The sequence below is a fragment of the Psychrobacter sp. TWP2-1-2 genome (assembly GCF_049896785.1).
GTDB lineage: Bacteria > Pseudomonadota > Gammaproteobacteria > Pseudomonadales > Moraxellaceae > Psychrobacter.
In genome coordinates this window covers 1-15,549 of the sequence record NZ_JAFCVA010000010.1, presented here as the reverse complement: position 1 = coordinate 15,549, position 15,549 = coordinate 1, and the positions used below count along the sequence as shown (strand labels likewise).

The 15,549-nt window shown below is 41.9% G+C and carries 14 protein-coding genes and 1 pseudogene; 13 read left to right on the top strand and 2 right to left on the bottom strand.

From position 1 onward, the window contains the following. Positions 1-16 precede the first annotated feature (16 nt). The 9 genes from ACP7AE_RS10425 to ACP7AE_RS10385 all read left to right on the top strand — a co-directional run bounded on the left by ACP7AE_RS10425 (position 17) and on the right by ACP7AE_RS10385 (position 8,264). Positions 17-754, top strand: a complete 738-nt coding sequence (locus ACP7AE_RS10425) for a uracil-DNA glycosylase (RefSeq protein WP_201538856.1) — start codon at positions 17-19, stop codon at positions 752-754. Between the two features lie 12 nt (positions 755-766). After that, positions 767-1,342: a tRNA adenosine(34) deaminase TadA gene (gene tadA / locus ACP7AE_RS10420; protein ID WP_201538857.1), complete on the top strand. Its 576-nt coding sequence runs from the start codon at positions 767-769 to the stop codon at positions 1,340-1,342. A gap of 171 nt (positions 1,343-1,513) precedes the next feature. Further along, positions 1,514-2,296, top strand: a complete 783-nt coding sequence (gene cmk, locus ACP7AE_RS10415) for a (d)CMP kinase (RefSeq protein ID WP_426242945.1) — start codon at positions 1,514-1,516, stop codon at positions 2,294-2,296. A 310-nt stretch (positions 2,297-2,606) separates the two neighbouring features. Next, positions 2,607-4,298, top strand: a complete 1,692-nt coding sequence (rpsA, locus tag ACP7AE_RS10410; RefSeq protein ID WP_055124414.1) for a 30S ribosomal protein S1 — start codon at positions 2,607-2,609, stop codon at positions 4,296-4,298. Positions 4,299-4,625: 327 nt separating this feature from the next. Beyond that, positions 4,626-4,931 carry an integration host factor subunit beta gene (locus ACP7AE_RS10405; RefSeq protein ID WP_045445047.1) on the top strand — a complete coding sequence of 102 codons (306 nt, stop codon included), beginning with the start codon at positions 4,626-4,628 and terminating at the stop codon, positions 4,929-4,931. Positions 4,932-5,104: 173 nt separating this feature from the next. Continuing rightward, complete coding sequence (locus ACP7AE_RS10400; protein ID WP_426242943.1) at positions 5,105-5,518, top strand: lipopolysaccharide assembly protein LapA domain-containing protein; 414 nt, start codon at positions 5,105-5,107, stop codon at positions 5,516-5,518. Positions 5,519-5,592: 74 nt separating this feature from the next. Then, positions 5,593-6,291 (top strand): orotidine-5'-phosphate decarboxylase, encoded by a 699-nt coding sequence (gene pyrF / locus ACP7AE_RS10395; RefSeq protein ID WP_201501588.1) that lies wholly within the window; start codon positions 5,593-5,595, stop codon positions 6,289-6,291. Positions 6,292-6,446: 155 nt separating this feature from the next. Continuing rightward, positions 6,447-7,244 carry a metallophosphoesterase gene (locus ACP7AE_RS10390; RefSeq protein ID WP_372815952.1) on the top strand — a complete coding sequence of 266 codons (798 nt, stop codon included), beginning with the start codon at positions 6,447-6,449 and terminating at the stop codon, positions 7,242-7,244. A gap of 183 nt (positions 7,245-7,427) precedes the next feature. After that, complete coding sequence (locus tag ACP7AE_RS10385) at positions 7,428-8,264, top strand: histidine phosphatase family protein (protein ID WP_201538862.1); 837 nt, start codon at positions 7,428-7,430, stop codon at positions 8,262-8,264. A gap of 145 nt (positions 8,265-8,409) precedes the next feature. Here ACP7AE_RS10385 and rpsT read toward each other — a convergent pair whose 3' ends face one another. After that, entirely contained in the window at positions 8,410-8,676 is a 267-nt protein-coding gene (gene rpsT / locus ACP7AE_RS10380) for a 30S ribosomal protein S20 (protein ID WP_010200097.1), read from the bottom strand. A 731-nt stretch (positions 8,677-9,407) separates the two neighbouring features. Between rpsT and ACP7AE_RS10375 the strand changes: the two genes are divergently transcribed. The 4 genes from ACP7AE_RS10375 (at position 9,408) to ACP7AE_RS10360 (ending at position 15,418) form a co-directional block, all read left to right on the top strand. After that, positions 9,408-10,109: an NAD-dependent epimerase/dehydratase family protein gene (locus tag ACP7AE_RS10375; protein ID WP_426242941.1), complete on the top strand. Its 702-nt coding sequence runs from the start codon at positions 9,408-9,410 to the stop codon at positions 10,107-10,109. 103 nt (positions 10,110-10,212) lie between these two features. Beyond that, positions 10,213-10,746, top strand: a complete 534-nt coding sequence (rraA, locus tag ACP7AE_RS10370) for a ribonuclease E activity regulator RraA (protein ID WP_045445213.1) — start codon at positions 10,213-10,215, stop codon at positions 10,744-10,746. Positions 10,747-10,984: 238 nt separating this feature from the next. Then, positions 10,985-14,737, top strand: coding sequence for a transcription-repair coupling factor (mfd, locus tag ACP7AE_RS10365; protein ID WP_426242939.1), 3,753 nt, complete (start codon positions 10,985-10,987; stop codon positions 14,735-14,737). Between the two features lie 249 nt (positions 14,738-14,986). Next, complete coding sequence (locus tag ACP7AE_RS10360) at positions 14,987-15,418, top strand: HIT domain-containing protein (RefSeq protein WP_045445060.1); 432 nt, start codon at positions 14,987-14,989, stop codon at positions 15,416-15,418. A gap of 24 nt (positions 15,419-15,442) precedes the next feature. Here ACP7AE_RS10360 and ACP7AE_RS10355 read toward each other — a convergent pair. Further along, positions 15,443-15,549, bottom strand: a pseudogene (locus ACP7AE_RS10355) (IS5/IS1182 family transposase); the annotation flags it as partial.

Here is a 15,549-nt window from a genome sequence, read left to right as displayed (position 1 = left end):
TATAAAAGGACATACTATGGAATTATTCGATGAACAAACACCAAAAACGCCAGCGCAAAAACAAGCAATTTTAGACAATGTGCGCTTGCCAGAAGATTGGAAAACGGCGTTAAAAGACGAGTTAACTTCTAACAATATGGACGGCTTGCGTGCGTTTTTAAAAGAAGCCTATCAATCAGAAAACAGTATCTATCCGCCAGCACCCTTAATATTTAACGCGTTAAACCTGACCCCTTTATCACAAGTTAAAGTCGTGATACTAGGTCAAGATCCTTATCATGGACCAGGGCAGGCAATGGGCTTATCATTTTCAGTGCCCAAAGCCATTCCAAAGCCACCCTCACTCAATAATTTGTTAAAAGAGATGGCAAGTGACGTTGGTATCGCACCCTCAAAACATGGCGACCTGACTTACTGGGCGCAGCAAGGAGTTTTGCTATTAAATAGCTCTCTGACCGTGCGAGAAAGTGAGCCAAATAGCCATCAAAATAAAGGCTGGGAGCAGTTTACCGATGCGGTGATTGATGTGGTTAATGAACAAACAGAACATACCGTATTTATATTGTGGGGCAGTAAAGCACAGAAAAAAGGCAAATATATCAATACTGATAAGCATCTTATTCTGACCGCTGTACATCCATCACCACTTGCTGCCAATCGTGGTGGATTCTTTGGTTCCAAGCCGTTTTCTAAGACCAATGATTATCTGGTACAGTATGGGCAAACGCCTATCGATTGGCAATTACCGCAATAGTTGTCAAAATAAATGAAACATATACAGAATATAAGCTTGAAGCCACATCCAACTGCAAATAGTCAGTTAGTTATTGAAGATATGCAAGCCAGCGCATTTTGGTCACTTCAAGATATGAGCTGGATGAAAATAGCTCTTAAACTTGCTAGGCAAGGTGCTGAGCGTGGAGAAGTGCCGGTAGGGGCGATACTGGTACACGATCAGCAGATTATTGGTCAAGGATTTAATGAACCGATTGGGCGTCACGATGCGACCGCTCATGCCGAAATTGTCGCATTAAGAGAAGCGTGTGCGCGCTTAAAAAACTATCGTTTACCATTAAAGACAACGTTATACGTTACCTTAGAGCCTTGTACGATGTGTATCGGAGCGCTCATTCATGCGCGGGTAGATAGATTGGTTTATGCAGCAAACGAGCCAAGAGCAGGCATGGTTGGCAGTCAAATGAATTTGCCGATACAACCTTTTTATAATCATGCTATCGAAGTACATAATGGCTTATGTCGTGAGCATAGTAGCCAGATGCTTAAGACCTTTTTCCGTGAACGACGAAAAGCGGCAAAAAAGAAAGACAATATAAGCAATTAACAAGATATCAGTCTTGCTGCTAGTGATGGGTAGGTTTCTTTGCTATAATATCGCCCTATTTGATGACGAAATGATGAATTGATTGTCAAGCGTTTGATAAATAAGTAAATATTGTTCTGCAGCTAGCATGCACTAAGCCGTATCAGTATCGTCTACTATTAAGTGAGTATTATGACCGTTTCTACAGCTGATAACGCTATACTTGATAACTTTGGTGCTGGCAATAATGATAAGCAAGCGCCAGTGTTGCGCTACCCAGTTATCTGCATTGATGGACCAAGTGGGGCAGGTAAAGGTACGGTGACGTGGCGTTTGGCCCAAGCATTGAATTATCAACTGCTGGATTCAGGTGTTCTGTATCGTATCGTTGGACTCAAAGCATTTGAAGCGGGATTAGTTGCGGCAGACGGAAGCCAAGCCATTGACGAGATGGCTGTATTAGTATTAACGCAGCGCCTAGAGATTGCTTTTGTACCTAACAATGTGTCAGGACGTGTTGATATCTTAGTGAATGATGAAGCGGTTGGTGAGCAAGTTCGTAATGAGACCGTGGGCGGCTATGCATCACAAATAGCAGTATTTCCAAAAGTTCGTCAAGCATTACTAAAGTTGCAACAAGATATGGCAACTCGTTCTGGATTGGTCGCTGATGGTCGCGATATGGGAACGGTGGTGTTCCCAGATGCGGATGTAAAAGTGTATTTGACTGCCAGTGCTGAAGCGCGTGCCGAGCGCCGCGTAACACAGTTAATAAATGCTGGTCAGACGGCAGATTTTGACGCGATTTTAGCGACGATTAAAGCTCGTGATGATCGTGATGAGAATCGGTCGACTGCACCATCAAAGCCTGCAGAAGATGCTCTACTACTAGATAGCTCTAACTTAGATGCTGATGCAGTTTATGTACAAGTGAAAAAACATTGTCAGGATAAAGGTATTTTCTTTAATAGTTAATAAAAACAAGTTAGTAAGTATGAAAAAGTTTCCTATACGCTTGATTTTAGTATAAAATCACAGTAGTAGACGCTAATAATATGTAGAGAGTGATAAAAATATTCTTTCTAAGTGATAGAAAAGTAAAAGTATAAGAAATTGCAACACAAGACAGTTGTTGCTAGTGAGTTTAATAAGTTATGTGCTTACTAACAACAAACGTTTTTATATATGATTGTATGGGATATAAAACCAGTATTCTCGTTTTATGCAATCATAAATTTGATCCGTACTGTGCTGGACAGGATACGGCTATACAAAGGTAGACATAATGGAATCATTTGCTGAACTATTTGAAGCGAGCATCGAAGAAACAGGTCTGGATATCGAGCGTGGCTCGGTTATCACTGGTACTGTTGTGGCCATTGATAACGACTGGATCACTGTTGATACTGGTCTGAAATCTGAAGGTATCGTCGCTCGTGAAGAGTTTTTAAGCGAAGAAGGCGAACTTGAAGTTGAAGTTGGCGATAGCGTTGATGTCGTGGTTGAAGCGGTTGATAACGGCATGGGTCAAACCTTGCTTTCACGTGAAAAAGCCAAACGTGTTGAAACTTGGAACTTCCTTGAAAAAATCGCTGATAATGATGAAATCGTAAAAGGTATCATCTCAAGCAAAGTTAAAGGCGGTTTCACTGTAGATATCGGTTCAGTACGTGCGTTCCTACCAGGTTCATTGGTAGATGTTCGTCCTATCCGTGACACCACGCATCTTGAAGGCAAAGAGCTAGAATTCAAAGTTATCAAACTTGATCAAAAGCGCAACAACGTTGTTGTTAGCCGTCGTGCAGTTATGGAAGCTGAAAATTCAGCTGAGCGCGAAGAGCTATTGAACAAGCTTGAAGAAGGCATCGAGATCGAAGGTATCGTTAAGAACCTTACTGATTACGGCGCATTCGTTGATCTAGGTGGTATCGATGGTCTATTGCATATCACTGACATGGCATGGCGCCGTATCAAGCATCCATCTGAAGTTGTTGAAGTTGGTCAAGACCTAAAAGTTAAAGTATTGAAGTTTGACCGTGAGCGCAATCGCGTTAGCCTAGGTCTAAAACAACTTGGTACTGATCCTTGGGATAACGTTGGCGGCACATACCCAGTGGGTAGTGTGGTTAAAGCACGCGTAACCAACTTAACTGATTATGGTTGTTTCGCTGAAATTTCTGAAGGTATTGAAGGTCTAGTACACGTGTCAGAAATGGATCATACCAACAAAAACATCCACCCATCAAAAGTTGTTCAAGTGGGCGATGAAGTTGAAGTAATGATTCTTGATATCGATGAAGAACGTCGTCGTATCAGCCTAGGTATCAAACAAACTCTAGCTAACCCATGGGATGAGTTTGATAAGAAACATGAGCGCGGTGATAAAATCACTGGTACTATCAAATCAATCACTGACTTCGGTATCTTTATCGGTCTAGACGGTGGTATTGATGGTCTTGTTCATCTATCTGATATCTCTTGGAACGAAACTGGCGAAGACGCTATCCGTAACTACAATAAAGGCGACACCGTTGAAGCAATGGTATTGTCAGTAGATGCAGAAGCAAACCGTATCAGCCTAGGCGTGAAGCAGTTAAGCTCTGATCCATTTAACGAATACCTAGTCAACAATGACCGCGGTGCTATCGTTAATGGTAAAGTAAAAGAAGTAGATGCTAAAGGCGCTACTATCGAGCTTGCTGACGAAGTTGAAGCGTATCTACGTGCCTCTGAAATTCAACGTGATCGCGTTGAAGATGCGACTAAGCATTTGAGCGTTGGTGATGACGTTGAAGCGAAAATCATCAGTGTTGATCGTAAAACTCGCAACATCAACTTGTCTATCAAAGCGAAAGACGAAGCTGAAGAGCGTCAAGCGATTAAAGAGCTAAGCAGCACTAGCACGACTAGTACTACTGCCAGTTCTGATGCACAGCCAAAAACAATTGGCGACTTGATCAAAGAGCAAATGCAGTAAGCTGCACGTTATTGATATAAGATTATAAAAGAAGCGACTATGGTCGCTTCTTTTTTTGCTTAAATTTTAAGTGTCCTATTAATCAATGAGGTTTTTGCTCAAACAAGCAAACTCTTATTTCCATTTACCGTAATATCCGCTATCATTTGCAACATTGAGTAACGAGATGTGAATTATTACTTATTTAAGACACTGAGATTATTTTAGTGAATGGCTATTTATCCTTATGATCTTGATGTATAGCTTGTTTTAAAAGTAACCAACTATCGAAAATGATGGTTCAATTCACAGTCATCTTATCCATTAATCAACAAGGCAAGCGTAATAATGCAGCAAGCGATTAACAAGTCCGAATTTATTAGTAATTTAAGTGCGAACTGTGACAATATGACTGATACTGTAGTCGATGATGCAGTACGTGAAATATTAAACTTGATGACCGATACGTTAGCCAATGATGGACGCGTAGAAGTTCGTGGTTTTGGCAGTTTTTGTCTGCACCATCGTCGTGCCCGTATGGGTCGAAATCCTAAGACAGGAGAAAGCGTACCTGTACCTGCCAAAGCGATACCGCACTTTAAACCAGGTAAAGCATTACGTGAAGCAGTCAATGATACAGTAGCAAATAGCTAAGTGTGTTATAAAGTATGTATTGGGTAAAATTGCTAACAAGAGTGCTTGCCAGCCACCTTTTCTAGAATTTATCACTAGTGAGTTTATAAGCATATAAATGTGTGGGTTGATGAAGGTTTTAAAGTGCTATTTTTAAAACACTAACGACATTCCAAATCGAGGGTAGACGTCTCATGCGCTTTTTACTATTTGTATTGCTGTTTTTGAGCTTTGCTTATGCACTTGGTTTGGTGTTGGCAAACAATACCGAAGTTGGCGTAAATTTATTATTCTCTCAAGCACCGACGATGAATCTAGGATTGCTGCTGATTTTATGCCTTATGCTTGGTATTGTTATTGGCATCTTGTTGGCACTGCTTATCTTCCGTGTCTTACAGAATAAGTGGGAAATCTCGCGTTTGCAAAAAGCGAATGTGAACTTGCAAGCGCAACTGACACAAGCCAATGCTGTCATTGATCGCCAAGCAAGTGCGCCAACGGTGGAAGAAGCTGTTTATGGTTCGACAGCGACCAATGTGCAACTGCAAGACGCAGAAGTACTTACTGTAGATGAAGGCGCGACACTTACCAAACAAAAGCGAGAATAAATTATATTTTGTACTGATCTATGAGCAGTCCATATATAGTGTTTTGATAATTCTGATATAGATATGGTAAAACCATGAATAATACAATGAATTCCCCAGTCATCGTTGCCTTAGATAATATGACGATGGAGGCATCGGTAGCATTAGCTGATCAGTTAGATCCAACATCATGCCGCTTAAAAGTGGGTAAAGAGCTATTTACTCGCTGTGGTCCTGAGATAGTTAAGGCGCTACATCAGCGTAATTTTGACGTATTTCTAGACTTGAAATTCCATGATATTCCTAATACTACCGCTCAAGCGGTACTAGCGGCAGCTGAGCTTGGCGTATGGATGGTGAATGTGCATGCCAGCGCGGGCTTAGAGGCGATGTCATTGGCTAAACAGCGCTTGTTAGACGGTAACTTTGATACCTTGCTGATAGCCGTCACCGTGCTGACCTCTATGGATAATCAAGCATTGATGCAAACAGGTATTACCGATGGTCTAGATGCGCAAGTGAGTCGATTGGCACAATTAACCAAGCAAGCGGGTCTGGATGGTGTGGTCTGTTCAGCGCAAGAAGCTAAAACGCTCAAGACACTATGTGGTCAAGATTTTAAATTGATTACCCCTGGTATTCGCTTGCTAGACGACAATGCAGATGATCAAAAACGTATTTGTACGCCGAAACAGGCGTTAGATGATGGTTCTGATTATTTGGTGATTGGTCGTTCAATTACTCAGGCAGCAGATCCTGCGGCTAAATTACAAAAGATACTCCGAGGTATTTAGATACTTATAAAATATTTGGATATTTACAAAGCGTTTAGCATTTTATAGTGTCAGCATGATAAAAAAGACAGCCTAATCCGCTGTCTTTTTTTAATTTTTGCGGGTATATCAAAAAGTGCTAAACTATTTACGTTTATTTAATGATATTAGAACTTATGAAATTACAGATTTTAAGTGACTTACATATTGACAGTTATGCGCGTCAGTCACATCCGCTAGGGCATATTCCCAAAACTGATGCAGACGTGGTATTAGTTGCGGGCGATACTGCTAACAGCGATAGTGGTATGCCATGGCTACAAGAGCAGGCAGCACGTTTGCAAGTGCCTGTGATTACGATAGCTGGTAATCATGAATACTTTAATGAAGATGTGCTACATTTTGATAAAAAGCTGGCGACTTGGGATAATTATAATGCCCAGTCGCAGCAAGGCGTCCGTTTTCTACAGTGTCAACATATTGATATTGGTGACATACGTATCCTAGGTTGTACTTTATGGACAGATTACCAATATCAGGCCAATGAAGATACTATAGCTGCTGCTATGCGCTTTATGCGTGACTATAAACAAATCTATGCTGGAGGAGAGCTTTTTTCACCTGAAGTATCGATGCAAATCCATGCTAAGCAGCGTCAATGGTTAAAGCAAGCATTGATCACCGCCAAAACACTTGGCAAAAAAACTGTTGTGATGAGCCATCATAGTATCAGTCCATTATCGGTGTCTGAGAAGTATGCGAATCTACCAAGTAACGCAGCTTTTATCAGTGATTTATCTGGCTGGATGCATGAAGATTGGGCGCCAATACTATGGGTACATGGACATACACACGAAGCATTTGATTACCGTATTGGTAATACACGAATCATTGTCAATCCACGTGCGTATCCAAATGAGGTGAGCAGCACTGCATTAGCATTTGCGTGGGACAAAGTCATTGATATCGGCTAAGTAATTTTAATCATTCAAAAGTAAATATCTTTTTAGTTATTTGTCACCTTGATCTGTCTTTTTAAAATAGCGAATATAAAATAACGCTTATTTTAAAGTCTAACCGCCTAGACTCGTAAGCAATATTACAATTGAACTGATATTTTGTTCATTCATATCAAAAAATCTGCTACGCTTGCTACCATGAGCAAATATCTCAATAACACTCCCTCAAAATTGTCGGCTGAAAAGCTTGCGAGTCATACTCCAAGTGCTCCGGCGCCTTCGCACTTGCCTGATAGTATGATTTCCTCAGTCAGCTTATTGCCTGAAGATAAACGGCTTATTTTATTTACCAGACATTCCTTACGTGAACGCTCTGATGGCAATGGTTTTGCCAGTTATCAATTACCACTAACACCTAAAGGTCGAGTACTAGCGAAGTCGTGGGGGCGTTGGTTGGCAGGGCATTTACCGTACTCGCTTGATGTAGACAGTATCTCAAGTCCGATTGGACGCTGTATTGACACGGCGCAGCTGATGCAAGCAGGTGCGGGACTACAACGTGATATTACGCATCAGTCATTGTTGGTCGAGCCTGGTAGCCTAGTGACTGAGCCTGAAATAGCAAATCCAGTATTTAAAGAAATTGGCGTGCTCAACTTTATCAATCGATTTTTGCAAGGCAATCTTGAAGGTACCAAAAACGCTTACCAAGGTGGTCTCGATATTTTATCACTGTTTTATCAACATCAGCCGCAGCAAGGGCATCTCATGCTTGCTGTTAGTCATGATACTTTGTTGTCTGCTTTTTTAGCAGTGATGTTTGATGTAGTCGAGATTGATTGGAATGATTGGCCAAAGATGATGGAAGGCGTATTTTTGTGGTTTGATGATAAGCCGTTTGAACAAGCAAGTGCACACTTCATTTGGCGCGGTGAAGTGTATGTGCGCCCGATTCATACTTTATTAGAAGATTACCGTGCTGCCGGCTTTCATCCTAATACATTGCTCTTACCACCAGAAGTGAAATGGATCTAAATACTATTTAATCTAAATACTATTGAAAAGATTACTACTCATTTTTCAATCAGACATAAAAAAACCTTGCCCCAGTATTAGAACCAGAGACAAGGTTTTAGTCATAACGCTATAAAGGCGAGATGTGGTCTAAACGTTAACAATCTTAAGCTTGTAGGCCTTTAATGGTTTTGTTCAGGCGGCTCTTACGACGAGCAGCTTTATTCTTATGAATAATACCTTTGTCAGCCATACGATCAAGAACTGGTACCGCTTTTTTGTAAGCTTCGGTAGCCGCGTCATAATCTTTAGCTGCGATAGCCGCATCAACACGTTTTAAGTAAGTACGAACCATAGAGCGTTGTGACGCAGAGTTCTGACGACGTTTGGTGTTTTGACGGGCGCGTTTACGAGCTTGTGCAGTATTAGCCACGCGAATCTCCTTGATAAAGACAGATAAAAATATGAATGTGGATTACAATAAAAAAGGGTTTAACCATCATCGGTAACGAGCAGCCGTCTCGCCAAACATGATGTCGATGTCTAATATTAAAGTACCTATCTGTTATTAAAGGCACCTAAATTAGCAATAGAGCATCGCAAGCGCCAAAACTGTTTGGAATAATTAAACAGCGTTAACGTGTAAAGCCGGTTATCTTAGCAAATTATCGCCCTTAGAACAATATATTTGATGATTAATGCTTAAAGAAGTTGTGTGATCATATATACGACAGTTTTTTGTGTCTCTGCTCAACTATTTCTTGAAATACTTATCAATATTGTTGCACTAAAAACCGCTTATGAGTGAATAAATCGCTTAGCCGATAAAATCTCTTACAATAAATTCTATAGAATACCCTCAGCTATGCGTTAATTTAGGTATGATACTAGGGCATGTCCTCAATTCAATCGATGGACATCTAAATGGGCTAAATCTTGCCAAACAATGTTAAAAAAAATGTCAAATAGCTGGTTAATATCCCGATACTGTTTACTATTTCGATAGTATCTGCGCTATTTTCCTCATTTGACTATGATTTATCTCATTGTTATCACCATTTTAAAAATGATGATACGCTCTAAGATGAAAAGCTTTGGTGATAGGCTTTAAAATCAGATTTTTCATTATCATCTATTTTCCAACACACTATAAATGGATAGGCTATGCAGCGAAAAGCAATTGTAATTGGCGCGACAGGATTGGTCGGACAGCATCTTGTCAAACAGCTTAGTGAGCTTTATGACACGTTAATTGTGATTGCAAGGCGTCCGCCACGCTATATCAATACCAGCATGCGTTTTTATCAGGTTAATGATTTTGATAATTTGGCTGAAATATTTGCCAGCGTTGGTGTTGATCGAAAGACGGACGCTTTTAGCTGTCTTGGTACGACTAAGAAGCAGGCTGGTAGCGATGAGGCCTTTCGAAAGGTTGATCATGATTATAATGTCAATTTTGCCAAACTGTGCCAAGAAAAAGGTGTTGAAAATTTCTTTTTGTTATCATCCATGAATGCTGATATTTATAGTCGGTTTTTATACAATCGCGTAAAAGCTGAAACTGAGCAGTCTATTATGGCGCTAGGTTTTACGCAGCTAGTTATTTTCCGTCCGTCCTTGTTACTTGGCAAGCATAAAGGTCGTCCGCTTGAAAGTATTGGTCAAAAAGCCTTTCAGCTGATATCGCCCTTAGTTTCAGAATCATTGTCACTGCATCCCATTTCCGCCAAACGCGTTGCCATTGCCATGGCGATGAGTGCGCATGATGTTTATCAGCGTAATAAATACCGTACTGAACCTGCTATCCAAACCACTGATATCATCGAAAATAAGCAAATGCTAGCGATGACTAAAGTTAAAAAATAGCCTAAGTGTTAAGTTGAAGGAATAATTGAAATTAAGCCCTAGTCATAAATAATCAGTCATGAATAACCAATCATATATAACAAGGAGCGTCACTATGTCAGACATGCCAGAATCAATAACGATGGATAAAGAGAACTTTGTGACCTGTGATTTATTGGATGCCAATCCTGAGTCGCAGGTGTGTTTGCCTAATATCGAAGGTAAGTCTTTTCATAGCTTTGGCGGCAAAAAGAAATTCTGCGGTGAAATTGTGACGGTGAAATGCTTCGAAGACAATAGTCGCGTCAAATCATTACTAAATAGCGATGGTAAAGACAAGGATGGTAACGGTAAGGTGTTGGTGGTTGACGGTGGTGGTTCAATGCGTTGTGCGCTGCTAGGCGACATGATTGCGCAGTCAGCGATTGATAATGGCTGGGCGGGGGTTATCGTGTACGGCTGCGTCCGTGACGTTGATGATATGGCAGCAATGGACATCGGTGTTATGGCGCTTGGTTGCATTCCGCGTAAATCGAATCGCCGCGATGAAGGTCAAACCGATATTGAAATTAGCTTTGGTGATTTAACACTAAATTCTGGTATGTTTGTCTATGCCGATAACAATGGCATTATCGCTAGCGACAAGCCATTAATTTAAAAGTGGCTTGTCATTTAACACCAGCTTAATAAATAGCACTCAAAAACTTCAGCTTAGCCGTTGAGGTTTTTACATTTAATCATCCTGTCTTTATATACGAATATAATCTTTATCAGCTATTTGTCTATTGGTTTTTTAATAAAAATACTAAGTGACAAACCGTTACGGCATAAATTTTGGTAATTGCTGAAATATTCGTATAATAGCTCTCTGACTCTTAACATTGATCCTACTCTTTATGCCTATCACTGCTCTGACTGACGCGTTTGAACCAATTAACCAGCAGTTGTTTCCTATCCAGAATGCCGAGCGGCGTTGGCTGGCACCTGTGCATGGCGCAGTCAGCAGTTTGTGGCTAGCAAGTCTGGTGCAAACACCGCTATGGAATGTTGCCGACCGATTAAAAGTTGTGGTGACGCGTGACCAAAACCAGCTCAATCAGATAGAGACGGAATTGGCATTTTGCGGCGTCGATGCTTATGTGTTCCCCGATTGGGAGACGTTGACCTATGATGAGCTGTCACCGCATCAAGATATTGTTAGTGAACGTATCAATCTATTAACCGATATGCCAACGACAGGCGTACTATTGATATCTGTACAAGCATTAATGCATCGTGTCGCACCGCCAAGCTGGCTGATTGGGCAGCATTTTGATTTGAGCGTTGGTGATCGATTTGATATCAATACCCAGCGCGGATTGCTGGCAAAGGCAGGTTACCGCGCGGTTGAAAACGTCTTTGAACCGGGCGAGTTCGCGGTACGTGGCAGCATCATTGATATCTTTGCCATGGGTCAGCCGTTTCCACTACGTTTAGATTTGTTTGATGATGAGATTGAGACCATTCGTTTTTTTAATCCGCAAACCCAGCGGACATTGACCGTTGATGACCTCAAAACAATGATGAGCGGCAACGATAGTAGCATGGGCAAAGAGTCACTATCGCTGCTACACAAGCTGCCAGATATCTCAAAGCCCATTCAACAATTTCAAATACTACCAGCAAAAGAGTTCCCGCTTGATGAAGGGCGTGAGACGTTTCGTACCAACTTCGCCACGATGTTCCCTAATGCGAGCAGCCGCAAGTTTGAGCTACATAAAGACGTAATGGCAGGTATCGCTAGTAGCGGACTTGAATATTATCAGCCGCTATTTTTTGATTTAAAAGCGTGGACAGCAGAGAGTAGCTTGTTTGCTTACTTACCAAGCGATGCGCTGTTTATCACTGATGAATTGATTAATGAAAAACAGGTAGATTACTGGTCACAAATTCAGCGCCGTTATGAAGAGCGCCGTCATGATATCGATAAACCTATTGTCGCGCCTGAATGGTTATATTTGCTATCGAATACCCTAAATGAACACCTTAACCACTATCCACGCGTGATTCTCAGTGCGCGCAATGAGCTGGCTAGCATGACGGATGTCGCTGCGATTGACAGCGATGATTCGTTGTTAGCAGATAGTTCATTGCTACAAGTTGAACACCAATCAGATTTACAGCCTCAATTGTCACTGACGGAAAATAAGCCGCAAGGCTTGGTGACTCTCAGTGCGCAAGAGCCGCCACAATTGACCGTTAATCACCAAAAGGCTGAGCCTCTCACTGCGCTGCTAGAGTTTTTAGAATTACAAGCGCAAACAGCGACACCAGTATTGGTGGTAGCAGAAACAGCGGGTCGCCGAGAGATTCTTATTGAGCTGTTTAAAGGCAAGATTGATATCAAGGCTTACGATAGCTTTGCAGCGTTTTTAGCAGCGGACAAATCGAATAGTAATGCCAATAAGTTGCCGCAGGTCGGTTTGACCGTTGCGCCTATTGAGCGCGGTGTTTATGTCCCTGAACGTTTGGTACTGATTAGTGAGACACAATTATTTGGTCGGCAAGTGCTGCAGACGCGCCGTCGTCGTCAAAGCGGGGTGTCAGAAGAGTTTTTGGTTAAAAGTGTTACTGAAATAACCGAAGGCAGCCCAGTGGTGCATATCGAGCATGGTATTGGGCGTTACAATGGGCTGATTACGTTAGATGTGGGTGATGGCGAGCAAGAGTTTATTCACTTAAAATATGCCGATGATGCCAGTATTTATGTGCCCGTTGCTAATTTGCAAATGATTAACCGTTATAGTGGCGGTGATCCAGCGCTTGCGCCATTGCACAAAATCGGTAGTGGAAAATGGGATAAAGCCAAGCAAAAAGCGCTTGAGCAAATCCATGACGTAGCGGCCGAGCTGCTTAATATGCAAGCGCGTCGTGAAGCTAAAGTCGGTATTCATTTTAAAATAGATGCGTCACAGTATGAGCTCTTTGCCAGTCAATTTGCCTTTGAAGAAACGCCGGATCAAGCCAATGCCATTCATGCGGTGATGGAAGACATGCGACAAAACCAACCAATGGATCGGCTCATCTGCGGTGATGTGGGTTTTGGTAAAACAGAAGTGGCTATGCGGGCAGCATTCATTGCTGTCAGCGCCGGTTATCAGGTAGCGGTGCTAGTGCCGACGACCTTGCTGGCCGGTCAGCATGAAGACAATTTCCGCGACCGTTTTGCTGATTGGCCAGTGCGTATCGAGACGCTCTCACGCTTTGGCGGCAAAAAGCATCAAGAAACGGTGTTGACAGATTTAGCAGCAGGTAAAGTCGATATTGTCATCGGCACCCATAAACTGTTACAACCTGATGTGAAGTTTTCTAATCTAGGTTTGATGATTGTCGATGAAGAACATCGCTTTGGTGTGCGCCATAAAGAGCGTATCAAGGCGATTCAGACGGATGTGGATAGTATGTCGATGACAGCAACCCCCATCCCTAGAACGCTCAATATGGCGCTCTCAGGTATGCGTGACATGTCAATTATCGCGACACCTCCAGCACGACGTTTGGCGATTAAAACCTTTGTTATGCAAAAAACTGATGCTTTAATGAAAGAGGCTATCTTGCGTGAGTTACTGCGTGGTGGGCAAGTTTATCTATTACATAATGATGTGGCTAGTATCGAGCGTATGGCAGAAACCATACGTGAATTGGTGCCTGAGGCGCGAGTAGGGGTCGCTCACGGGCAAATGCAAGAGCGCCAGCTTGAGCAAGTGATGCAGCAGTTTTATCATAAAAAATTCAACGTCCTGATATGCTCCACCATTATCGAGACTGGTATTGATGTACCGAATGCTAATACTATTATCATTGAGCGCGCCGATAAGTTTGGCTTGGCGCAATTACATCAGCTGCGTGGTCGTGTCGGTCGTAGTCATCATCAAGCGTATTGTTATCTACTTGTGCCTTCTATCAAAGGTCTAAAAGGCGATGCTAAACGCCGATTGCATGCGATTGAACGCGCCAATACGCTGGGTGCAGGTTTTATGCTGGCTAGCGAAGACTTAGAAATTCGCGGTGCTGGCGAAATACTTGGTAAGCAGCAAAGTGGTAACATGCAGGCGATTGGTTTTAGTTTATATATGGACATGCTAGAGCGAGCAACTAAGGCGATTAAAGCGGGTAAAGAGCCTGATTTAAGCACACCATTGTCGCTGACTAGTGAGATTAATCTGCATAGCTCAGCATTGATACCAGAAGAATATCTACATGATGTCCATCAGCGTTTGTTATTTTATAAGCGCATCAGTAATGCCGATGATAAAGAGGCATTGATTGATATTCGTACCGAAATGATTGACCGTTTTGGTACATTACCAGAGCAAACTAAGCAGTTATTCGCCATCCACGGACTGCGCATACAAGCTGAACCGCTAAAGATTAATAAGATTGATGCTAATAGTAATAGCATGACATTAGAGTTTGCACCTGATACTCCAGTTGATGCATTAGCAATTATTAAGTTGATTCAATCAAATGGGCAACGCTATCGTATGAATGGTGCCTCTGGTATTCGTTATCAAGATGCTGATAAACTGGCAACGCCGCAACAGCGCGTCACCGCGATTCAAGAATTATTACGCTATTTTAGCGAGCATATGGTGGCAGAGTCAGCGTAGTTGTTTTGGCATTTCGGCATTTTGAGAGCTTAGCAATGATTTTCGGTAGATTCAATCAGCTCAATAAGTCAGCTAGCCAGTGCCCAAGTAGGACGTCAAGACAATGAGTCATAGCGCTATTTTATCGGTCGGATAACTGATAAAATAGCAACATCCTATATTTAGCCTATTGTTTTTTAGTAAATTAAATTCTGCTTTTCTAGATTCATATTCCTTTTATCTGAGTATCCTAACAAGAGAACCGTCATTATGTTCCAACTTCATCATAAACTTGCTGCCGATAGCTTTTTAGTGGGTGATTTCCCATTATCGACTTGTCGTTTAATCAATGATTGCCAGTTTCCTTGGTTAATATTAGTGCCGCGCGTATCAGGTATCAAAGAGTTGTATGAGTTATCTGAAGCCGATCAAACACAGTTTTTACGTGAGTCAAGCTGGTTGTCGAGTCAGCTAGCCAAGACCTTTCAAGCTGATAAAATGAATGTAGCTGCACTCGGTAATCAAGTGCCCCAACTTCATTTTCATCACATCGTTCGCTATCAAAATGACATGCAATGGCCAAATCCAGTATGGGGCGTCCCTGCTATTCCTTATACTAAAGAGGTGTTGGCGCAGATGCAGCAAACGTTAATGATGGCGCTACGTGGTCATCATCAAATGCCATTTGATTGGCAAATGTAATAAATACCTGATTAGGGCGTGTCCCTAATTCAGTTTGCAATGAATCATAGTACAAGCTAGATACAGCATAGACTTATAATTACGAGCCAATTTCTCGTATCTAGTCGCAATACTACGGAAGTGCTTTAGCC